Source organism: Massilia sp. Masssp93 (assembly GCF_059491295.1).
Window position 1 is genome coordinate 4,927,313 of the sequence record NZ_CP168502.1, and the last position, 21,323, is coordinate 4,948,635.

At 67.1% G+C, this 21,323-nt stretch carries 14 protein-coding genes; 8 read left to right on the forward strand and 6 right to left on the reverse strand.

All coding sequences use genetic code 11. From position 1 onward, the window contains the following. Positions 1–12: 12 nt before the first annotated feature. The 5 genes from ACEN9Q_RS20385 to ACEN9Q_RS20405 all read left to right on the forward strand — a co-directional run bounded on the left by ACEN9Q_RS20385 (position 13) and on the right by ACEN9Q_RS20405 (position 9,175). Positions 13–1,122: a sensor histidine kinase gene (locus ACEN9Q_RS20385; protein ID WP_495625823.1), complete on the forward strand. Its 1,110-nt coding sequence runs from the start codon at positions 13–15 to the stop codon at positions 1,120–1,122. 32 nt (positions 1,123–1,154) lie between these two features. After that, complete coding sequence (locus tag ACEN9Q_RS20390; RefSeq protein WP_495628975.1) at positions 1,155–1,940, forward strand: LytR/AlgR family response regulator transcription factor; 786 nt, start codon at positions 1,155–1,157, stop codon at positions 1,938–1,940. A gap of 315 nt (positions 1,941–2,255) precedes the next feature. Then, positions 2,256–4,490, forward strand: a complete 2,235-nt coding sequence (locus ACEN9Q_RS20395) for an NADP-dependent isocitrate dehydrogenase (protein ID WP_495625824.1) — start codon at positions 2,256–2,258, stop codon at positions 4,488–4,490. Between the two features lie 540 nt (positions 4,491–5,030). Beyond that, positions 5,031–5,615 carry a PEP-CTERM sorting domain-containing protein gene (locus ACEN9Q_RS20400; RefSeq protein WP_495625825.1) on the forward strand — a complete coding sequence of 195 codons (585 nt, stop codon included), beginning with the start codon at positions 5,031–5,033 and terminating at the stop codon, positions 5,613–5,615. A 20-nt stretch (positions 5,616–5,635) separates the two neighbouring features. Further along, the gene (locus ACEN9Q_RS20405) at positions 5,636–9,175 is read left to right on the forward strand and encodes a pectinesterase family protein (protein ID WP_495625826.1); all 3,540 of its coding nucleotides are present in this window, start codon (positions 5,636–5,638) and stop codon (positions 9,173–9,175) included. Between the two features lie 49 nt (positions 9,176–9,224). Here the strand turns inward: ACEN9Q_RS20405 and ACEN9Q_RS20410 are convergent, their stop codons facing one another. Continuing rightward, positions 9,225–10,820, reverse strand: a complete 1,596-nt coding sequence (locus ACEN9Q_RS20410) for a DUF4139 domain-containing protein (protein WP_495625827.1) — start codon at positions 10,818–10,820, stop codon at positions 9,225–9,227. Between the two features lie 166 nt (positions 10,821–10,986). On the opposite strand from ACEN9Q_RS20410, the gene aqpZ reads away from it, so the two are divergent. Further along, positions 10,987–11,715 carry an aquaporin Z gene (gene aqpZ, locus ACEN9Q_RS20415; RefSeq protein WP_495625828.1) on the forward strand — a complete coding sequence of 243 codons (729 nt, stop codon included), beginning with the start codon at positions 10,987–10,989 and terminating at the stop codon, positions 11,713–11,715. Positions 11,716–11,808: 93 nt separating this feature from the next. Here the strand turns inward: aqpZ and ACEN9Q_RS20420 are convergent, their stop codons facing one another. Continuing rightward, positions 11,809–13,131 carry a metal-dependent hydrolase family protein gene (locus ACEN9Q_RS20420; RefSeq protein WP_495625829.1) on the reverse strand — a complete coding sequence of 441 codons (1,323 nt, stop codon included), beginning with the start codon at positions 13,129–13,131 and terminating at the stop codon, positions 11,809–11,811. A 174-nt stretch (positions 13,132–13,305) separates the two neighbouring features. On the opposite strand from ACEN9Q_RS20420, the gene ACEN9Q_RS20425 reads away from it, so the two are divergent. Next, entirely contained in the window at positions 13,306–13,611 is a 306-nt protein-coding gene (locus tag ACEN9Q_RS20425; RefSeq protein WP_495625830.1) for a hypothetical protein, read from the forward strand. Here the strand turns inward: ACEN9Q_RS20425 and ACEN9Q_RS20430 are convergent, their stop codons facing one another. Then, positions 13,612–14,490 (reverse strand): NAD(P)-dependent oxidoreductase, encoded by an 879-nt coding sequence (locus tag ACEN9Q_RS20430; protein WP_495625831.1) that lies wholly within the window; start codon positions 14,488–14,490, stop codon positions 13,612–13,614. Positions 14,491–14,629: 139 nt separating this feature from the next. Here ACEN9Q_RS20430 and ACEN9Q_RS20435 point away from each other — a divergent pair, with 139 nt between their 5' ends. Further along, entirely contained in the window at positions 14,630–15,058 is a 429-nt protein-coding gene (locus tag ACEN9Q_RS20435; RefSeq protein ID WP_495625832.1) for an ion channel, read from the forward strand. Between the two features lie 201 nt (positions 15,059–15,259). Here ACEN9Q_RS20435 and lpdA read toward each other — a convergent pair whose 3' ends face one another. The 3 genes from lpdA to aceE all read right to left on the reverse strand — a co-directional run bounded on the left by lpdA (position 15,260) and on the right by aceE (position 21,256). Further along, entirely contained in the window at positions 15,260–17,056 is a 1,797-nt protein-coding gene (lpdA, locus tag ACEN9Q_RS20440) for a dihydrolipoyl dehydrogenase (protein ID WP_495625833.1), read from the reverse strand. Positions 17,057–17,065: 9 nt separating this feature from the next. Further along, complete coding sequence (gene aceF, locus ACEN9Q_RS20445; RefSeq protein WP_495625834.1) at positions 17,066–18,412, reverse strand: dihydrolipoyllysine-residue acetyltransferase; 1,347 nt, start codon at positions 18,410–18,412, stop codon at positions 17,066–17,068. Positions 18,413–18,559: 147 nt separating this feature from the next. Then, positions 18,560–21,256 (reverse strand): pyruvate dehydrogenase (acetyl-transferring), homodimeric type, encoded by a 2,697-nt coding sequence (gene aceE / locus ACEN9Q_RS20450; RefSeq protein ID WP_056446125.1) that lies wholly within the window; start codon positions 21,254–21,256, stop codon positions 18,560–18,562. Positions 21,257–21,323: the final 67 nt, after the last annotated feature.

The following is a 21,323-nucleotide window of genomic DNA, read 5'->3' on the forward strand; positions in this document are numbered from 1 at the left end:
TACAAGGACGACATGCCGACATCCACCACCCTTTCGATGCACCCGCTGGAAACGTTCGCCCCGTTCCGGCGCTGGCCGCCCTCGCCGCTGCGCAACCTCGTCTACACGTTCGTGTGGAATGGCCTCGTCGGCATCGCGCTGGCCTGCGCGGCCCTGCTGTTCGGCACCGCCACGCCCTTCGGCGCGCTGCTGGCGGAGATGCTGCTGGCGTCGAACGTCATCGGCTTCCTCATCCATGGCATGGTGCGCCTGCTGCGCGGCGTCGCGCCGGGACGGGACAGCCGCGCGCTGCGCAGCGCCAAGCTGCTGCTGACCGCGTGCTGCGCCCTGCTCGGCATGGCGGTCACCAACGCCCTGCTGGGCGGCCGCAGCATCTTCGACGAGTTGCTGCACACGGGCGCGCTCGCGCGCTACCTGCCGGGCGCCCTCGTCGTCGCGCTGCTGATGGCTGCCGTGCTGGCGTCCGGCGAGCGCCGCGTCGCGCGCGAGGTCGAGGCCGCGCGCCAGCAGGAGCAGATCGCCGAGGCCGCACGCCTGCTGGCCGAAGCCAAGTTGCGCACGCTGCAGGCCCAGATCGAGCCGCACTTCCTGTACAACACGCTGGCGAACGTCGTGAGCCTGATCGGTTCGGACCCGGCGCGCGCGCGTCACATGCTGGAGCGCCTGATCGATTTCCTGCGAGCGAGCCTGGCGGCCAGCCGCGCCGAACACGCCACGCTGGGCGCCGAGATCGACCTCGCCCGCGCTTACCTGGATCTGCTGACGGTGCGCATGGGCGCGCGCCTGCGCTACCGCATCGACGTCGACGCGTCCTGCCGCGACGCCGCCATTCCGCCCATGCTGATCCAGCCGCTCGTGGAAAACGCCGTCATGCACGGCATCGAGCCCACGGTGGACGGCGGCACGATCGTCCTGCGCGCGCGCCGGGGCGACGCCGGCCTGTGCGTGGAAGTGGCCGACGACGGGGCGGGCCTGTCGACCGCGCCGCCGCGGCCGGGCGGCGGCGTGGGCTTGTCGAACCTGCGCGAGCGGCTGCGCACCTTGCATGCCAATAATGCTCAAGTACAATTGCTTGAAAATCAAGACGGAGGCGTGACGTCACGTCTGATCCTGCCCTTATAAACAACGCTGACCGAGGTGACGCCATCGATCCCATCCGTGCCCTGCTTGCCGACGACGAACCGCACCTGCTGGCCTACCTCGAAGAGCAGTTGGCGATCGCCTGGCCGGAACTGCACATCGCCGGACGCGCCGGCAACGGCATCGAAGCGCTGCGCCTCGTCGACGAGCTGGCGCCCGACGTCCTCTTCCTCGACATCCAGATGCCCGGCCTGAACGGCCTCGACCTCGCGGCCCGCCTGGTCGACGACAGGCGCGCGCCGCGCGTCGTGTTCACGACTGCGCACGAGGCCTATGCGCTGCAGGCGTTCGAGCACGCCGCCTTCGATTACCTGCTGAAACCCATCCGCCTGGAACGCCTGCAGCGCACGGTCGAGCGCCTCAAGGAAACGCTGGCGGCGCCGCCGGCGGCGCCGTCCGCCGACATGCTGGCCGGCCTGCTGCGCCAGCTCGGCGCGGCCCCGGCGCCGGCCGCACCTGCGCCCGCGCCGGCGGCGCCGCTGCAATGGATCCGCGCCGCGCAAGGCCAGGAGACGCGGCTGATCGCCATCGACGAAGTGATCTATTTCCAGAGCAACGACAAGTACACGAGCGTATTCCTGGCCGACGGCGAGCACCTGATCCGCACGCCGCTGCGCCAGCTGCGCGACCAGCTCGATCCGCAGCAGTTCTGGCAGATCCACCGCGGCGCCATCGTGGCCGCGCGCCACGTGGCCGGCACGCGCACGGACTTCCGCGGCCGCCTGCTCGTGAGGCTCAAGGGACGCGACGAGCAACTCGTCGTCAGCCGCAACTACGCCGACCTGTTCCGCCAGATGTAGGCACGGTTGCCACGCGCCCGCCTGGATTCCGCATTGCGAAAAGGCCTTTCACGATCTGCTTCGCCTTTACGAAAAGGTCGTGCATAATAGCGCCTGTCCTATGTCTTATATAAGACTTAGCTGCACGGAAAGATGCAACGGTTCGTGGCCGCCGGATCGACGTTTGACGGAGTATGATCCTCGATCTGTTCACCACCTTGGCGCGTGGCCCGGACAGCCGTGGAAACCTCAAGAAACCGTTGCGCAGCAGGTTTATTGACGTTTCCCTTTTAGAAATAGTATTCCAAACCCTCCCGCACATCGAGGAACCAGCGTATGAGCAGTGATCAGACCATCATCTACACCCTAACCGACGAGGCGCCCCTGCTGGCCACCCACGCCTTCCTGCCCGTCGTCGAGACGTTTGCCAAACCCGCCGGCATCCGCATCGAAGAGAGCGACATCTCCGTCGCGGCGCGTATCCTCGCCGTCTTCGCCGACCGCCTGTCGGCGGACCAGCGCGTGCCGGACACGCTGTCGGAACTCGGCAAGAAGACGCTGCAGCCGGAAGCCAACATCATCAAGCTGCCGAACATCTCGGCGTCGGTGGGCCAGCTGCAGGCGGCCATCAAGGAACTGCAGGGCAAGGGCTACAACCTGCCCGACTATCCGGCCGATCCCAAGACCGACGAAGAAAAAGAGATCAAGGCCCGCTACGGCAAGTGCATCGGCTCCTCCGTGAACCCGGTGCTGCGCGAAGGTAACTCGGACCGCCGCGCGCCGCGCGCCGTCAAGGAATACGCCCGCAAGAATCCGCACTCGATGGGCGAATGGTCGCAGGCGTCGCGCACCCACGTGTCGCACATGACCCACGGCGACTTCTACCACGGCGAAAAGTCGATGACGCTGGACCGCGCGCGCGACGTCAAGATGGAGCTGGTCACGAAGAGCGGCGCGACCATCGTGCTGAAACCGAAGGTGTCGCTGCTGGACGGCGAGATCATCGACTCGATGTTCATGAGCCGCAAGGCCCTGCTCGAGTTCTACGAACAGCAGATCGAAGACGCGCACAAGACCGGCGTGATGTTCTCGCTGCACGTGAAGGCGACGATGATGAAGGTCTCGCACCCGATCGTGTTCGGCCACTGCGTCCGCACCTTCTACAAGGAGGCGTTCGAGAAGCACGGCGCCCTGCTGGACAGCCTCGGCGTGAACGTCAACAACGGCATGGCCGACCTGTACAACAAGATCGCCAAGCTGCCGGATTCGCAGCGCGAAGAAATCATCCGCGACATCCACGCCTGCCAGGAACACCGCCCGGCGCTGGCGATGGTCGACTCGGCCAAGGGCATCACCAACTTCCACTCGCCGAACGACGTGATCGTCGACGCGTCGATGCCGGCGATGATCCGCGCCGGCGGCAAGATGTACGGCGCCGACGGCCGCCTGAAGGAAGTCAAGGCCGTGATCCCGGAATCGACCTTTGCCCGCATCTACCAGGAGATCATCAACTTCTGCAAATGGCACGGCGCCTTCGACCCGCGCACGATGGGCACGGTGCCGAACGTCGGCCTGATGGCCCAGCAGGCCGAGGAATACGGTTCGCACGACAAGACGTTCGAAGTGCAGGAAGACGGCGTCGCCAACATCACCGACCTGGCGACGGGCGAAGTGCTGCTGTCGCAGAACGTCGAGAAGGGCGACATCTGGCGCATGTGCCAGGTGAAGGACGCGCCGATCCGCGACTGGGTCAAGCTGGCCGTCACCCGCGCCCGCAACTCCGGCATGCCGGCCGTGTTCTGGCTGGACCCGTACCGTCCGCACGAAAATGAACTGATCAAGAAGGTCAAGACCTACCTGAAGGATCACGACACGGAAGGCCTGGACATCCAGATCATGTCGCAGGTGCGCGCGATGCGTTTCAGCCTGGAGCGCGCATGGCGCGGCCTGGACACCATCTCGGTGACCGGCAACATCCTGCGCGACTACCTGACCGACCTGTTCCCGATCCTGGAACTGGGCACCAGCGCGAAGATGCTGTCGATCGTCCCGCTGATGGCCGGCGGCGGCATGTACGAGACGGGCGCCGGCGGTTCGGCACCGAAGCACGTGCAGCAGCTGACCGAAGAAAACCACCTGCGCTGGGACTCGCTGGGCGAATTCCTCGCGCTGGCCGTGAGCTTCGAGGACTTGGGCATCAAGACCGGCAACGCGAAAGCCAAGCTGCTGGCCAGGACGCTGGACGCCGCCACCGGCAAGCTGCTGGACAACCGCAAGTCGCCGTCGCCGAAGACCGGTGAACTCGACAACCGCGGCAGCCAGTTCTACCTGTCGATGTACTGGGCCCAGGAACTGGCCGCGCAGACCGAGGACGCCGAACTGGCCGCCTACTTCGCGCCGCTGGCCAAGCAACTGGTCGAGAACGAGCAGAAGATCGTCGCGGAACTGCTGGAAATCCAGGGCAAGCCGGTCGACATCGGCGGCTACTACAAGCCGGACAATGCCAAGGTCAAGGCCGTGATGCGTCCGAGCGCGACCTTCAACAAGGCACTGGAAAGCGTCGGCGCCTGATAGCGCGATACTGTCGGTAGTCCGATAAAAAACCCCGGTTCCGCGTCATGCGGGCCGGGGTTTTGTTTTGGCGTGACGCAATGGTGGGCACGGGGTGCCCACCCTACGGCACTGTTCGATGATACATAGGGTGGGCATTTGAGGCCGGGGGCCTCAAATAAAACGTGCCCACCTCCTCCCGGCCAAAATTGGTCAAGCCAATTCCCATTCTGGCCCAAATATATTTGCAACACGATTCAATTGGCCCGACCAATTATCGTATCCTTGTGCTAACATTCCCCGACCTGGCCGCCGAGTAACCGGTCCAGGCAGCGACATCCTCGCCGTCCCGCCATCATCGCAACGCCCAGCCACGAGCCGGCCGCCACGACCACGCGGAACGCCGCATCGCAGCAGCGCAGAACCGCAGCACCGCACCAAGGTCCGCCGGCATCGGCCGACTTCCCTGTTTCAGCATCGCACGCACACCGGTCCGGCCGGCCGGGCGCCTTCGCGTCCGTCTCCGGCCAGGCACGGCAGCGGCTCTATTCGGGAATAACAATGAAAACGACTACAATCTTGGAGACCCTCGTCGTCGCAGCCCTCGCTGCCGGCCAGGTACACGCAGCACCGCTTTCCCTGCACGACGCCACCATCACCGCCACCTACAACGGCAGCGCGGCCGACGTCCTCGGACTCGACCACCTGTTCGCGCAAGAACCCGGCAGCAACACGAGCACGCTCGATCCGACCGACAGCGGCGTCGAATTCCTCACCGCCGACTTCCTGTTCGGCTTCGATTTCGCCACGGACGGCAAGCTCACCATCTATGAAAACATGCCGGTCCCCACCGGCGACTACAAGCTGACCTTCGACTTCGGCGCGACCCTGCCCGCCGCCATCGCGAACTTCACGCTGCTGGACGGCAGCCAGGCGGACGGCGTGCCGGGCCTGTCCGTCATCGACGGCCATACCATCGGCCTCGACCTCGGCGGACTCGCCTGGCATGGCGACTTCGCGTCGATCACGACGCAGATCGGCGCCGCCGGTTCGGGCACGAGCGTGCCCGAACCTGCCGTCCCCGCCCTGCTGCTGGCCGGCGCCGCCGGTCTCGCGATCAGCCGCAAGCGCGCCCGCCGCGCGTAAGCCACCGCCAGGAGACCTTCATGAGATACGCACGCATCAAGGCTGCGCTGGCACTGGCCGCGCTTTGCGTCACCGCGAACGCCGCCACCGACCCCGCCCGCGCCACCGCCCCGCTCGACGGCTGGGCGAGCCAGGGCGGCGGCACCCTCGCCGGCGCCAACGCCACCACCGACCAGATCTACACCGTCACGAACCGCGCCCAGTTGCTGGCTGCGATCGCGAACGGCGGCACGACGCCCAAGATCATCAAGCTGTCCGGCATCGTCGACATGACCGAAGGGAAGCCGTACACGAGCACCGCCGACCAGTCGGCGCGCGGCGCCATCCGCCTCAAGAACAACACGACGCTGATCGGCGACGGCGCCAATTCCGGCTTCGTCAACGGCCACATCATCCTGTCGAACGTCAGCCAGATCATCATCCGCAACCTCAAGATCCAGAACCCGTGCGACGTCGAACCCATATTCGACCCGACGGACGGCGCGACCGGCAACTGGAACGCGGCGTATGACGCCATCGGCATCTCCGGCTCGGACCACATCTGGATCGACCACAACGCCTTCACCGACGCGCCGGTCACCGACAACTACCTGCCCATCGAAAACGGCCACGTGAAGCAATGCCACGACGGCGCCGTCGACATCACCAACGCGTCCGACTACGTGACGGTGTCGTACAACGTGTTCGGTGAACACGACAAGAACAACCTGATCGGCTCCAGCCCCACCGCCACGGCGGACGAAGGCAAGCTGCGCGTCACCTTCAGCAACAACGTGTTCCGCGCGATCCAGTCGCGCGCGCCGCGTGTGCGCTTCGGCCAGGTCCACCTCTTCAACAACTACTACGTGGGCAGCAAGACGGCGGCCGTGTACAAGAACAGCTACAGCGTGGGTCCCGGCGCGAACGCGAAGATCCTGTCGAACGCGAACGTGTTCGAGATCGCGGGCGCGAGCGGCTGCGACAGCGTGGTCAAGAATCCGGGCGACGCCGTCGCCGGCACGTTCAAGGACACCGGTTCGCTGCTGAACGGCGCGGCGCTCGGCGCGTGCGCGGTGTCGAACGCGACGACGTGGACGCCGCCGTACGCCTACACGCCCCGCCCCGCCGCCCTCGTGAAAGCGAACGCGCTGGCGCAGGCCGGCGGCGGCAAGCTGGCGACGGCGATCACCGGCACCGGCAAGACCACCATCGACACGGGTCCCTCGCTGAACTGCCCCGCCAGCGGCCTGTACTTCTGCGACGATTTCCAGGACGGGACCACGGCCAGGTGGAACCTGCTGCCGCTGGCCGGCCCGAACGGCACGTTCGGCGTGACCGATGAAGTGGCCGGCAGCGCCAGCAAGGTGCTCCAGTACACGGCCGCGTCGACGGGCGGCGTGCTTGCGCTCGTGAAGCCGGACGCCTTTACCGGCGTGCCCTCCGCCGACTATTACGTGGAAGCGCGCATCCGCCCGATGGCCAACGGCACCACGGGCAGCAAGCTGCTGTACCTCGTCGCGCGCTACGTTGACGCGGGCAACTGGTATGGCGCGGGCCTGAACGTCCAGAACAGCACGACGAGCACCCAGGTCGAGATCGCGCGCATGCTGAACGGGACACTGAGCCGCCCGAAACAGGCGAGGACGCCGATCGCGATGGACGCCCAGTTCTACACGGTCCGCTTCGAAATGATCGGCACCACGCTCACGGTCTACCTGGACGGCAAGAACCTCGGCAGCATCACCGACGCCTCGTTCGCGCAGCGTGGGCTGATCGGCCTGTACACGTCGAACAAATCGTTCCAGATCGACGACGTGCGCGTGGGCGATCCGCGCCAGAAGCCCGTGCAGCTGACGCTCGATCCGGCCGCCACCACCTACACGGCCGAAGCGGGCGACGCGCCGCGGCAGGTCGCGGTCACGGCCGTCACGGCGGACGGCACGGCGGACAGCTTCACGGTCGCGTCCAGCAATCCGGCCGTCGTCGGCGCCACCGCGAGCGGCAACGCCGTCACGCTCACGCCGCTGTCCGCGGGCACGGCCAGCATCGTCTTCACGAGCGGTTCGGAGCCCGGCCTCACGCGCACGATCGCCGCGACCATCGGCGCGCAATTCGTCCAGCCGACGCAGACCTATGCGCTGCAGGGCGCCAGCAGCCCGGCCGCGCAGGCGGGCGCAGTCAACGTCGATACGGTCCTGACGCTGACCTTCGACAGCCCGCCGACCTTGGGCGCGAACGGCAGCATCCGCATCTTCCGCAAGGCCGACGACGCGCTGGTCGACGTGATCCGCACGAGCGGCGAAACGGACGCCCTCGGCTATCCGGGCCAGAGCCTCGTGCGGCGCGTGAACACGGCGCCGATCCGCATCGCCGGCAATACGGTGAGCATCGCCCCGCACGTGGGCAAGCTGGCCTACGGCACCGAATACTACGTCGCCATCGCGGACGGCGTGTTCACGAACACGACGCTGGGCGGCCTGCCGTTCGTCGGCATCGGCAAGCTCGGTGGCTGGTCGTTCACGACACAACCGGCGGCGCCGACGTCGAGCACCGTCACGGTCGACGACGACGGCCCCGCCGACTTCCGCACCGTGCAGGGCGCGCTGAACTACGCGATGCAGAACTTCGCGAAGACGGCGCCCGTGACGATCAACGTCAGGAACGGCACCTACGACGAGCTGCTGTACCTGAACGGCAAGGACAACGTCACGATCAAGGGAGAAAGCCGCGACGGCGTCGTGGTCCGCTACACGAACAACGACACGCTGAACACCGGCACCGGCACGAGCCAGTCGTCGACGGTCGCGGGGTCCCCGGCCGGCGGACGGGCCGTCATGCTGGTCGAGAACGCGGACATGCTGGTGCTCGACACGCTGACCATCGACAACACGACCATCCGCTCGGCCGCCATCTCGGGCCAGGCCGAGACGCTGTACTTCAACAGCGACACGCGCCTCGTCGCGAAGCACGCGAACTTCTTGAGCGAGCAGGACACGCTGAACCTGAAAGGCTGGGCGTGGTTCTACGATGCGCTCGTGGCGGGCAACGTCGACTTCATCTGGGGCGGCAGCCACGCGGCCCTGTTCGAGAACAGCGAGATCCGCAGCGTCGGCGACAGCGCCAACGCCTCCAGCGGCGGCTACGTGCTGCAGGCGCGCGTGCCGGTGGCGACCGACATCGGCTACGTCTTCCTGAACAGCGCACTGACGCACGGCGCAGGTCCGGGTCCGAACCACGGCGACGTGCCGGCCGGTTCGACCTATCTCGCGCGCAGCCCCGGCGGCACGGCGACGTGGGACAACATCGCCTTCGTCAACTGCCGCATGGATGCGCACGTGGCCCCCGTCGGCTGGGCAGGCCAGGGCGTGAACGGGCAGCCGGCGCCGAATCCGGCCGTCGCCAGCGCGGATGCCGGCTGGCGCGAGTACGGCAGCACGACCCTGGCCGGCACGCCGCTCGACCTGCGCACGCGCGTGGGCGGCTACGTGCTGTCGGACGCGGATGTGGCGAACCGCTTCGCGACGCGCGACAAGGTGTTCGCGGCGTATGGCGGCGGCGCGGGGTGGAATCCGCAGCCGTGATCCCGGGCCCCCGGTACGCGACCGGGGGCCGTCGCGCAGGTTGTCCGGCTTATGGCAAACCCTGCACGACGCCGTCCTTCGGATAGTCGATGACGTAGTCGACGTCGAAACGCGCGGTCTCGTTCGGCTTCAGGGTCCGCGACCAGCCGACCAGTCCGCGCCGGTGTTCCCAGTCGCGCACGTCCGGCTCCGGACGCAGCGCCGTCTTGACGGTCACCTTGTCCGATTCGCTGATGGGCGTCGGTTCGAGCACCAGCACGTCGACGGGTTGGCGGTGGGTGCTCGTGACGACGTAGGTGTCGGCGATGCGGCGCTGGTTGGCGCCGTTGAAGAAGCCCACCTCGCCCGACTTGCGGTCGCGGTGTTCGACGGTCACGCGCACGAGCGGATCGCGCCCGAACGCGAACTGCAGGCGGTCGCCCGCCTGCGGGTCCCAGTGCTGCGCGCCGACGTACGACCCGTCGCGCTGCAGCTGCACCTGGCCGGGCAGCCAGACGCCGTCCGGCCGCGGCGCGCGCGCCGTCACGACCGCCGCCTCGTTGCCGCTGCGCGGCGCGATGAGGACGCGCTGCTCCGCCTTCAGCGTCTGGCGCGACAGGCCGACGGCGATCTCGCGGCCATCCGACGCCAGCGTGACGCGGGCCGGCACCTCGAACTCGGTCGTGAAGGTCCCCTGTGTTTCCAGGATCGGCGCAATGTAATCGTCCTGCCCGGCGGCTTCCACGGGCCGGATCGTGCGGTAGTCGGCGGAGGGCACGGGCGGCGGCGGCGGCGCGGGCGCGCGCAGGAACATCGCCGGATCGACCGGCGGCTGGTAATTCAGCAGCCACGGTGACGGATCGGGCGCGTACACGATCAGGTTCGGCTGCCCGGTCGACAGGCGCAGCCGGACGTTGCTCCAGTCCTCGCCCGTCTTTTGCGAAATCGTCGCCAGCCGCTCCAGGTCGATGGTGGCCGCGTTCGAATCGAGCGCGACCCGGTACGTCGGCTTCCAGCCCGCGCGGTTGACCTGGTAGGACAGCAGCAGCTTGCCGCCCTGCCGGGCCGCGACCTGCACCGTGATCGTCCGGCTCTCGCGCGTGCTGGCCTGGGCCCTGGCGAGGTCGCGCTTGAGGACGTCGAGCTGCTTCGACAGCAGCCGCTTCTTGACGTCGTCGTTGCGCACGCGCTCCAGCGCGTCGAAGGCGCCCTTGCGGATGGCGTCGAGCGTGCCGGTGAGGTTTTTCGCATCGACCGGCGCGGCCTTGTCGCCGCCCGCGCCCAGCCGCTCGAGATACCCCTGCACGATCTGGGCCGACTTGATGTCCGCATCGATCGCCGCGACCTGGTCCTGCAATGCCTGGACCTTCGCGTCGAGGTCGGCCTCGCGCGCACTCGGACTGTCGACGCGGCCCTGGTCGCGCGTGACGACCTGCCCGACCTGGATGCCGGCGTCGGCATGCAGCCGCACGGTGTCCTTGTCGAAGTTCGCCAGCAGCCCGGTGATCTCGACCTGCGTCGCGCCGGGTGCGACCTGCACGACGCGCTCCACGGTGGCGCTGCCGGGATACAAGGTAACGCTCTGGATCGGCGCTTCCGCGGCCATGGCGGTCGTCACCGCGACGAACGCCGCGCCGGCGACCGCTCCTCTCTGCCTGAATACCATGATGTCCTTTCGGGGTTGAACCCGCCGAGCTTATCAAATGGCGCATCCGCAAAAGCCGCGAAATGTAACAATGTTAACCATCATCTTCTGGCAACGTTGATGTTGTACAATTTCTTTTGCGACAAGTCGCGCAATGACCCGGCCCTACTCTCTTGGAGATCACACCATGTTTCGTAAATGTTTTGCCGAATTCCTCGGCACGTTCTGGCTCGTGCTGGGCGGCTGCGGCAGTGCCGTGCTGGCCGCGAAGTTCGGCGACGTCGGCATCGGCCTCGCGGGCGTCTCGCTCGCCTTCGGCCTGACCGTGCTGACGGGCGCCTATGCCTTCGGCCCCGTCTCCGGCGGCCACTTCAATCCGGCCGTCACGGTCGGTCTCTGGGCCGGCGGCCGCTTCCCCGCGCGGCACATCGTCCCGTATGTCGTCGTGCAGGTCTGCGGGGCGATCGCCGCCGCGGCCGTCCTGTACATGATCGCGAGCGGCAAACCCGGCTTCGACCTGGCCGGGGGCTTCGCCGCCAACGGCTACGGCGAGCACTCGCCGGGCGGCTACTCGCTCGGCGCAGCCCTCGTCACGGAGCTGGTCATGACGTTCATGTTCGTGTTGATCATCCTCGGCGCGACGCATACGCGCGCGCCGGTCGGCTTCGCCGGTCTCGCGATCGGGCTGGCGCTGACGCTCATCCACCTGATCAGCATCCCCGTCACCAACACGTCCGTCAATCCGGCCCGCAGCACGGGCCAGGCGCTGTTCGTCGGCGGCTGGGCGCTCTCGCAGTTGTGGCTGTTCTGGCTCGCCCCGCTGGTGGGCGGCGCACTGGGCGGGGTCGTGTACCGCGCCGTGCTGGAACGCGACGAGGCCGAGCCGGACGTGGAGGGGCGTCCGACCCGTCAATAAATTACGGCGCGTATCGTCGCGTGGGCACGGGGTGCCCACCCTACGACCTGGAACGCCGTCCGGCCCGTCAATAGATTTGACGCGTAGCGCCGTTCAGCGGACGGCGCCCCGTCGCACGACGACGCCGTCCTTCATCACGAACACCGGCCGCTCGGTGACCGTGATGTCGGCGACGGGATTGCCCGGCACGGCGACGACGTCCGCCAGCTTGCCCGCCTCCAGCGTGCCGACGCGATCGATGGTGCCCAGCAGGCGCGCCGCGTTGGACGTGCCGGCCAGCAGCGCCTGCGCGGGTGCCATGCCGTTGTCGACCATGTAGCGGAACTCGCGCGCATTGGTGCCGTGGGCGCCGACGCCGGCGTCGGTCCCGAGCGCGATCGGCACGCCGATCTGCACGGCGTGGCGGAACGTCTGGCGCACGTGCGCGGCGGCGGCGCGGCCCTTCTCCGCGATCACGGGCGGGAACGTGGCGATCTTTTCCTCGACGTGCATGACGGCGGAAATCGTCGGCACGAGATACACGCCCTTCGCCTTCATCATGCGCAGTGTGTCGTCCTCGAGAAAGCTGCCATGCTCGATCGAATCGACGCCGGCCGCCACCGCCATCGTCGCGGCCTTGTCGCCGTGCGCATGCGCCGCGACCTTGCGGCCCCACGCATGCGCTTCGCCGACCACGGCATTCATTTCTTCCTGGGTCAGTTCGGGCGCGTCGACGGGATCGGACAGCGACAGCACGCCGCCCGACGGCATGAACTTGATGACGTTGGCGCCGTACTTGATCTGGTAGCGCACCGCGGCGCGGCACTCGTCCGGCCCGTTGCACACGCCCTGCAGCGGCCCGGCCGGCGCAAGCTTCTGCGGCGGGATCGGGTCCTGGTCGGCGTGGCCGCCCGTCGAGCCGATCGCATAATTCGACACGAGCATGCGCGGCCCCGGCACCTTGCCCGCGTCGATGGCGTTGCGCAGGCCGAGCGCGATCCAGTCCGTCGAGCCGACGTCGCGCACGGACGTGAAGCCCGCTTCCAGCGTGATGCGGGCGTACCAGGCGCCGTACAGCGCCTGCTCGGCCGGGAAGCGCATCATGTTGTCGAAGAAATCGCCGTACCAGTTGTCGCTCGACTGGCCGGACAGGTGCACGTGCGCGTCGATGAAGCCCGGCAGCAGCGTGGCGTCGCCGAGGTCGATGACGTCGGCGCCGGCCGGCACCGCCGCCTTGTCATCCTGCGCGACACGGACGATCCTGTTGCCGACGATGGTCAGCTGCGGATGCTCGACCAGCTTGCCGCTGGCGCCGTCGAACATGCGCGCGGCGCGCAGCACGACCGTGTGTGGCGTCGACGGCATGGCGTCGGCCGCCCAGGCGTTGGTGGCCAGCAGGGCAAGGGAAGCGGTCAGGATGCGGGTTCGTGTTCTCATTGGCGGCAGCCCATCGGTGGAAAAGCGCCGATGTTACGCCGGGATGTTTTTATGAACAACGTATTCCGATGCGGCAGTGCGGAACACGGCATCATTTGCTAACCTCACAGACATTCCACTACCGACCCCGCATCCATGACGCCGCGCTGCCAATCGATTTCCGCAAACTTCCTGATGGGTGCCGGAATCCTGCCGCTGGCCCTGTACATTGCCTGGGTCACGGCTTTCCTGCTCACGACCGTGCCCGGCCAGCCGCCCCGCGTCCCGATCATCGACCCGATCGGGATGCTGGGCCTCGGCATGTTCGTCTACCTCGGCGCGCTCGTCGTCGCGGGACTGGGCATGGTGTGGTCATGGCTGCTGGTGCACGCGCATCCCGCACAGGGCACGCGCTGGACGCTGGTCCTGCGCGCCATCGTCGTGCTGGTGCTGGCGCTGCCGTTTGCCTTCAACTTCCTGGCCAGCATGCACCTCGTGTAATCAGTTCAACCCGCCCTGCCTTGCCGCATGCTTGCCCAGCGCCGCCAGATCGAGGTCACCATCGCCCTGCGCCACGGCATCCTGCAAGGTCGCCTTCAGGGTCGCGCCGAACGCCAGCGGCAACTGCTTGCCCTGGCCCGCCTCCACCGCGAGGCGCACGTCCTTCAAACCCAGCGACAATTTGAAGCCGGCCGGCGCATAGCGCTCCGCGGCGATCATCCCGCCATAGCCCTTGTAGACGGGCGAGCCGGCGAACAGCGTGCCCGTGACCAGGTCGATGAAATCCGCGGCCGGCACGCCGTGCGTGCGCGCCAGCGCGGTGCCTTCGGCCGTCGCCTCGATCGCGCACGCGAGCATCAGGTTGCACGCGAGCTTGACGGCGTTCGCCTGTTCCGGCTCGCTGCCGAAGCGCCACGTCCTTTGTCCCATCAGGTCGAACAGCGGCTGCACGCGCGCGATCAATTCGTCGCTGCCGCCGGCCAGGATATTCAGCTTGCCCGCTTGCGCGACGTCGACGCGGCCCAGCACAGGCGCCGCCACGTAGCCGACGCCATGCTCGACGTGCAGCGCCGCCATCTCGCGCGCGAACGCGACGGAGACGGTCGCCATGTTGACGTGGATGCTGCCGGGCGCCATCGCGGCCAGCACGCCGCCGTCCAGCAGCACGGCGCGCGTCGCGTCGTCGTCGGACAGCATGGTGAAGACGACGTCGGCGATGCCGCATTCGGCGGGCGTCAAGGCCGGCTTGGCGCCGAGCGCCGCCAGCGCGTGCACGGGTTCCGGGCTGCGGTTCCAGACGTGCACGGGCTGGCCGGATTGCAGCAGGTTGGCGGCCATGTGGTGGCCCATGCCGCCCAGGCCGATGAATGCGATGCTCATGTATGGCTCCTTGGTTGGGTGCCGTCGGACGACGGACCGGAACAGTATTAAACCAGCAATCGCCGACCTTCGCCGCGCCACCGCTGGCGCTGGGGTTTGCTATGCTGGCCGCTGTTCGCATCGATTCGAAAGGATGGGCATGGGCATCGCCATCACCGCCTGCGCGTTCCTGCTGGTTGCCACCACCGTGTTCCACTACGAAGTCCTGCGCCTGATCACGGCGGGCCTGCCCGCGCTGCGGATCCCGGCGCGCATGCAGCTCGTGTTCGTGATCGTCGGCGCGTTCGCCGCGCACTTCATCGAGATCCTGCTGTACGGCTTTGCCTACTACCTGCTGGCGACCCGGTTCGGCATCGGACACATGGGCGACACGGGCCCGCTGCCGTTCACGCGCTGCCTGTACTTTTCCGCCGAAACCTACACGACGCTGGGCTACGGCGACGTGCTGCCGCACGGCGACCTGCGCCTGCTGGCGGGCGTGGAAGCGCTGAACGGCATGCTGCTCATCGGGTGGACGGCGTCGTACACTTATCTGTCGATGGTGCGGTTCTGGGATGACAAACCATAACGTCGGACAATGCCTGCTCACGTAGGGTGGGCGACCTCCGCCCACGCGGCGATACGTAACGGCGTCGTATTCGTGCACGAGCCGGGTGACGTCAACTATCACCGCGTGGGCACGGGGTGCCCACCCTACGATCGTTTGACGCCCGAAAAAAAACCGGGACACGCGGTCCCGGTTTTCGATGCAGCCAGCCTGGCGCCTGAATCAGCGCTTGCGCGGCGGCGGCAAGTCGGTGCAGACGCCTTCGTAGGCTTCCGCCGCCATGCCGATCGATTCGCCCAGGGTCGGGTGCGGGTGGATCGTCTTGCCGATGTCCACGCCGTCCGCGCCCATCTCGATGGCCAGCGCGACTTCGCCGATCATGTCGCCGGCGTTCGTGCCGACGATCGTGCCGCCGATGATGCGATGGGTCTCGGCATCGAACAGCAGCTTCGTGAAGCCTTCCGAGCGGCCGTTGGCGACGGCGCGGCCCGATGCGGCCCACGGGAAGTGGCCCTTCTCGATCTTGATGCCCTTGGCTTTCGCTTCGTCTTCGGTCAGGCCGACCCATGCCACTTCCGGATCGGTGTAGGCCACCGACGGGATCACCTTCGCATCGAAGAAGGCCTTCTCGCCGTGCGCGGCTTCCGCTGCGACGTGGGCTTCATGCACGGCCTTGTGCGCCAGCATCGGCTGGCCCACCAGGTCGCCGATGGCGAAGATGTGCGGCACGTTGGTGCGCATCTGGCCGTCGACCGAGATGAAGCCGCGGTCGCTGACCGCGACGCCCGCGTTCTCGGCGCCGATCTTCTTGCCGTTCGGGCTGCGGCCCACGGCCACCAGCACGAGGTCGTAGACCTGCGCTTCCGGCGCCGGCTGCCCCGCTTCGGCGGCTTCGAACGTGACCTTGATCCCTTCCGGCAGCGCTTCCACGCCGACGGTCTTGGTCTTCAACATGATGTTGTCGAAGCGGGCCGCGTTGAACTTCTGCCAGACCTTGACGGCCTCGCGGTCCGCGCCCTGCATCAGGCCATCCATCATCTCGACGACGTCGATGCGCGCACCCAAGGTCGAGTACACCGTCGCCATTTCCAGGCCGATGATGCCGCCGCCGATGACGAGCATGCGCTTCGGCACCTGGCGCAGTTCCAGCGCGCCGGTCGAATCGACGATGCGCGGATCTTCCGGCACGAACGGCAGCTTGACCACGGCCGAACCGGCCGCGATGATCGCCTTCTGGAACGCGACGACCTTCTTCGCGCCGTCCGGACCGGTCACTTCGATGTGGTTCGGGCTCAGGAACTTGCCGACGCCTTGCACCACATTGACCTTGCGCGCCTTGGCCATGCCGGCCAGGCCGCCCGTCATCGTCTTGATGACCTTGTCCTTGTAGGCGCGCAGCTTGTCGATGTCGACGTCCGGCTTCGCGAACGACACGCCGAGGTCCGCCATGTGCGCCGTCTCGTCCATGATGTGCGCCACGTGCAGCAGCGCCTTGGACGGGATGCAGCCCACGTTCAGGCAGACGCCGCCCAGCGTGGCGTACTTCTCGACGAGGACGGTGTTCATGCCCAGGTCGGCCGAGCGGAACGCGGCGGAATAACCACCGGGGCCCGCGCCCAGCACCATCATCTCGCATTCGATGTCGACGGCGCCGGTGTAGCTCGACGCATTCGGAATCTGTGCGGGTGCGACGGCGGGCGCCGGAGCGGCGGGTGCCGCGGCCGGCGCCGGTGCGGCTGCCGGTGCGGGGGCCGCCGCGGCAGGCGCCGAAGCGCCGGCGCCCGCGTCGTCCACGGTCAGCAGCAGCGAACCTTCGTTCACCTTGTCGCCGACCTTGACCTTCAGTTCCTGCACGACGCCGGCGTGGGTCGACGGGATCTCCATGCTGGCCTTGTCCGATTCGACAGTGACCAGCGACTGGTCGACCTTGATGGTGTCGCCGGGCTTGACCATCAGTTCGATGATTTCGACGTCCTTGAAATCGCCGATATTCGGGACTTTGACTTCAACGGTGCTCATGGGCTCTCCTTACAGCAGCGTCTTGCGCAGGTCGGCCAGGACGTCGGCCAGGTAGGTCGTGAAGCGGGCGCCGGCGGCGCCGTCGATCACGCGGTGATCGAACGACAGCGACAGCGGCAGCATCAGGCGCGGCTGGAATGCCTTGCCGTCCCACACCGGTTTCATCTGCGACTTCGACAGGCCCAGGATGGCCACTTCCGGCGCGTTGATGATCGGCGTGAACGCGGTGCCGCCCAGGCCACCGAGCGACGAGATCGTGAAGGTCGCGCCCTGCATATTGGCCGGCGACAGCTTGCCGTCGCGCGCCTGCGCCGACAGTTCGCCCATTTCGGTGGCGATCTGCGACACGGACTTCTTGTCGGCGTCCTTGATGACCGGGACGACCAGGCCGTTCGGCGTGTCGGCCGCGAAGCCGATGTTGTAGTACTTCTTGAGGATCAGCTGGCCGTTGGCTTCGTCGAGCGACGCGTTAAAGTTCGGGAACTTCTTCAGCGCGGCGATGGAGGCCTTGATCACGAAGGCCAGCATGGTCAGCTTGACCGTCGACTTGGCCTTGGCGTACGACGCGTTCGATTCGACGCGCAGTGCTTCCAGGTCGGTCACGTCGGCTTCTTCGAACTGCGTCACGTGCGGGATCATGACCCAGTTTCGGTGCAGGTTCGGGCCGGAGATCTTCTTGATGCGCGACAGCGGCTGCGCTTCGGTCTCGCCGAACTTGGAGAAGTCCAGCGACGGCCATGGCAGCAGGTTCAGGCCTGCGCCACCGCCCGCACCTGCCGGCGCGGCCGTCGGGCCGGCGGCCAGCGCCGACTTGACGAAGCCCTGCACGTCCTGCTGGGTGATGCGGCCCTTGGGACCGGAACCCTTCACCTTGTTCAGGTCGACGCCCAGCTCGCGCGCGAACTTGCGCACGGATGGCGAGGCGTGGGCGGCGGAGAAGCTCGCGGCAGGACCGGCGGCGGCCGGTGCCGCGGCAGGCGCAGGCGCCGGTGCGGCCGCAGGCGCCGGTGCCGGAGCGGGTGCCGGTGCCGGTGCCGGTGCCGGTGCAGCGGCCGGAGCCGGTGCCGCGGCGGCGGGTGCCGGTGCGGCGGCGGCAGGCGCGGGCGCCTCGCCGCCGGCGGCTTCCTCGAGCAGCAGCACGAGCGAGCCTTCGCCGACCTTGTCGCCGACCTTGACCTTCATTTCCTTCACGACGCCGGCGTGGCTGGACGGGATCTCCATGCTGGCCTTGTCCGATTCCACCGTGATCAAGGACTGGTCGACCTTGATCGTGTCGCCCGGCTTGACCATCAGCTCGATGATTTCGACTTCCTTGAAGTCACCGATGTCGGGGACTTTGACTTCCACAATGCTCATAGTGTGTTAGCTCCGTATTCTTATCGTTAGCTCATCCGTCGCCCCTGCGCAGGCAGGGGCCCAATTTTTGCGCGATTGGTTACACAAGCAAGCTTGGGTCCCCGCCTTCGCGGGGACGACGTCTTTCGGCGCGCGAGCGCCAGAGCATTACTGGGTCACAGGATTCGGCTTGTTCGGATCGATGCCGTACTTGGCGATCGCGTCCGCCACCACCTTCGCGTCGATCTTGCCTTCCTCGGCCAGCGATTTCAGCGCGGCGACCGTGATGTAGTAACGGTTCACCTCGAAGAATTCGCGCAGCTTGGCGCGGGTGTCCGAACGGCCGAAGCCGTCGGTGCCCAGCACCTTGTACGTGCGGCCGCTCGGGACGTAGGCGCGGATCTGCTCGGCGAACAGGCGCATGTAGTCGGTCGTCGCGACGATCGGGCCTTCGGAACCCTGCAGCAGCTGGGTCACGTACGGCACGCGCGGCGCGTCGAGCGGGTGCGTGAGGTTCCAGCGCTCGGCGTCCTGGCCGTCGCGGGCCAGCAGCGTCAGCGACGGGCACGACCACACGTCGGCGGCGACGCCCCAGTCGTTCTTCAGCAGTTCGGCGGCGAACACGGACTCGCGCAGGATGGTGCCGGAGCCCATCAGCTGCACGCGCTGCTTGGCCGACTTGTCGCCTTCCTGGAGCAGGTACATGCCCTTGATGATGCCCTCTTGCTGGCCTTCCTTCAGGCCCGGCTGCTCGTAGTTCTCGTTCATGATGGTGATGTAATAGAACACATCTTCCTGCTTTTCCACCATGCGATGCAGGCCGTCCTGGATGATCACCGCCACTTCGTGCGCGTAGGTCGGGTCGTACGGCACGCAGGTCGGGATCGACGCGGCGAAGATATGGCTGTGGCCATCCTCGTGCTGCAGGCCTTCGCCGTTCAGCGTCGTGCGGCCCGCCGTGCCGGCCATCAGGAAGCCGCGGGCGCGGATGTCGCCGGCCAGCCAGGCCAGGTCGCCCACGCGCTGCAGGCCGAACATCGAGTAGTAGGTGTAGAACGGGATCATCACGCGGTTGTTCGTCGAGTACGACGTCGCCGCGGCGATCCACGAGCACATGCCGCCCGCTTCGTTGATACCTTCCTGCAGGATCTGGCCCGCCTTGTCTTCGCGGTAGTACATCACCTGGTCCTTGTCGACCGGCTCGTACAACTGGCCTTCCTGGTTGAAGATGCCGATCTGGCGGAACAGGCCTTCCATGCCGAACGTACGCGATTCGTCGACGAGGATCGGGACGATGCGCTGGCCCAGGCTCTGGTCCTTCAGCAGCGTCGTCAGCGTACGCACGTAGGCTTGCGTCGTCGAGATCTCGCGGCCGGCCGCGGTCGGGTCGGTGACGGCCTTGAAGGTCGCCAGCGGCGGCACGGCCAGCTTCTCGTCGGCCTGCTGGCGGCGCTGCGGCAGGTAGCCGCCGAGGGCCTGGCGGCGCTCGTGCAGGTATTTCATTTCAGGCGCGTCGTCGGCCGGCTTGAAGAACGGGATCTCGGGCAGCTTGTCGTCCGGGATCGGGATGGCGAAACGGTCGCGCATTTCGCGGATCGCCTCGTCGTCCAGCTTCTTGGTCTGGTGCGCCGTGTTGCGCGCCTCGCCCGACTTGCCCATGCCGAAGCCCTTGACGGTCTTCACGAGCAGCACGGTCGGGGTGCCCTTGTTTTCCTGGGCGTTCTTGAAGGCCGCGTAGATCTTGTGCGGATCGTGGCCGCCGCGGGTCAGGCGCCAGATGTCGTCGTCGGTCATGTTCGCGACCATCTTCAGCAGCTCGGGGTGCTTGCCGAAGAAGTGCTTGCGCACGTATGCGCCGTCCTTGGCCTTGTAGTTCTGGTATTCGCCGTCGACGGTTTCCATCATCACGCGCTGCAGGATGCCGTCCTTGTCCTTGGCCAGCAGGGCGTCCCAGCCCGGGCCCCAGATGACCTTGACGACGTTCCAGCCGGCGCCGCGGAAGTCCGCTTCCAGTTCCTGGATGATCTTGCCGTTGCCGCGCACCGGACCGTCCAGGCGCTGCAGGTTGCAGTTGACGACCATGACCAGGTTGTCGAGCTTTTCGCGCGCGGCCATGCCGATCGCGCCCATCGATTCCGGCTCGTCCATCTCGCCGTCGCCGCAGAAGACCCAGACCTTGCGGTTGTCGGTCTTGGCGATGCCGCGGGCTTCCAGGTACTTCAGGAAGCGCGCCTGGTAGATCGCCATGATCGGGCCCAGGCCCATCGACACGGTCGGGAACTGCCAGAAGTCCGGCATCAGTTTCGGGTGCGGGTAGGACGACAGGCCGTGGCCGTCGACTTCCTGGCGGAAGTTCAGCAGCTGCTCTTCGGACAGGCGGCCTTCGAGGAAGGCGCGCGCGTAGATGCCGGGCGACGAGTGGCCCTGGATGTACAGCAGGTCGCCGCCGTGGTCTTCGGTCGGGGCGTGCCAGAAGTGGTTGAAGCCGATGCCCAACATGTTGGCCAGGGAGGCGAACGACGAGATGTGGCCGCCGAGGTCGCCGTCGACGCGGTTGGCCTTGACGACCATCGCCATCGCGTTCCAGCGCATCCACGAGCGCAGGCGCTCTTCGTATTCCAGGTTGCCGGGGCAGTGCGCTTCCAGGTGGGCCGGAATCGTGTTCACGTAGGCGGTGTTGCTCGAGAACGGAATGTGGGCGCCGCGGCGGCGCGCCAGATCGACCAGGCGCTCCAGCAGGTAGTGCGCACGATCGGTACCTTCGAATTCGATCACCGCTTCAAGCGCTTCGAGCCATTCCTTGGTCTCGAGCGTATCCGGGTCGTTGGCGGCTTGAGCCGTCAACTGGTCGAGTTGAGCTGACATTGCTACGTCTCCTTGAGTGTGGTGCCCCACCCGATCCTGAATTCGTCACGGACGTTTGGTGGCGAAA

What these genes read in the sequence shown, in the direction of transcription:
- ACEN9Q_RS20410 (WP_495625827.1), bottom strand. Translation starts at nt 10,820, where the DNA reads ATGGTATTCAGGCAGAGAGGAGCGGTCGCCGGCGCGGCGTTCGTCGCG.
- ACEN9Q_RS20395 (WP_495625824.1), top strand. Translation starts at nt 2,256, where the DNA reads ATGAGCAGTGATCAGACCATCATCTACACCCTAACCGACGAGGCGCCC.
- aqpZ (WP_495625828.1), top strand. Translation starts at nt 10,987, where the DNA reads ATGTTTCGTAAATGTTTTGCCGAATTCCTCGGCACGTTCTGGCTCGTG.
- ACEN9Q_RS20400 (WP_495625825.1), top strand. Translation starts at nt 5,031, where the DNA reads ATGAAAACGACTACAATCTTGGAGACCCTCGTCGTCGCAGCCCTCGCT.
- ACEN9Q_RS20420 (WP_495625829.1), bottom strand. Translation starts at nt 13,131, where the DNA reads ATGAGAACACGAACCCGCATCCTGACCGCTTCCCTTGCCCTGCTGGCC.
- ACEN9Q_RS20385 (WP_495625823.1), top strand. Translation starts at nt 13, where the DNA reads ATGCCGACATCCACCACCCTTTCGATGCACCCGCTGGAAACGTTCGCC.
- ACEN9Q_RS20425 (WP_495625830.1), top strand. Translation starts at nt 13,306, where the DNA reads ATGGGTGCCGGAATCCTGCCGCTGGCCCTGTACATTGCCTGGGTCACG.
- ACEN9Q_RS20435 (WP_495625832.1), top strand. Translation starts at nt 14,630, where the DNA reads ATGGGCATCGCCATCACCGCCTGCGCGTTCCTGCTGGTTGCCACCACC.
- aceE (WP_056446125.1), bottom strand. Translation starts at nt 21,256, where the DNA reads ATGTCAGCTCAACTCGACCAGTTGACGGCTCAAGCCGCCAACGACCCG.
- ACEN9Q_RS20430 (WP_495625831.1), bottom strand. Translation starts at nt 14,490, where the DNA reads ATGAGCATCGCATTCATCGGCCTGGGCGGCATGGGCCACCACATGGCC.
- aceF (WP_495625834.1), bottom strand. Translation starts at nt 18,412, where the DNA reads ATGAGCATTGTGGAAGTCAAAGTCCCCGACATCGGTGACTTCAAGGAA.
- lpdA (WP_495625833.1), bottom strand. Translation starts at nt 17,056, where the DNA reads ATGAGCACCGTTGAAGTCAAAGTCCCGAATATCGGCGATTTCAAGGAC.
- ACEN9Q_RS20405 (WP_495625826.1), top strand. Translation starts at nt 5,636, where the DNA reads ATGAGATACGCACGCATCAAGGCTGCGCTGGCACTGGCCGCGCTTTGC.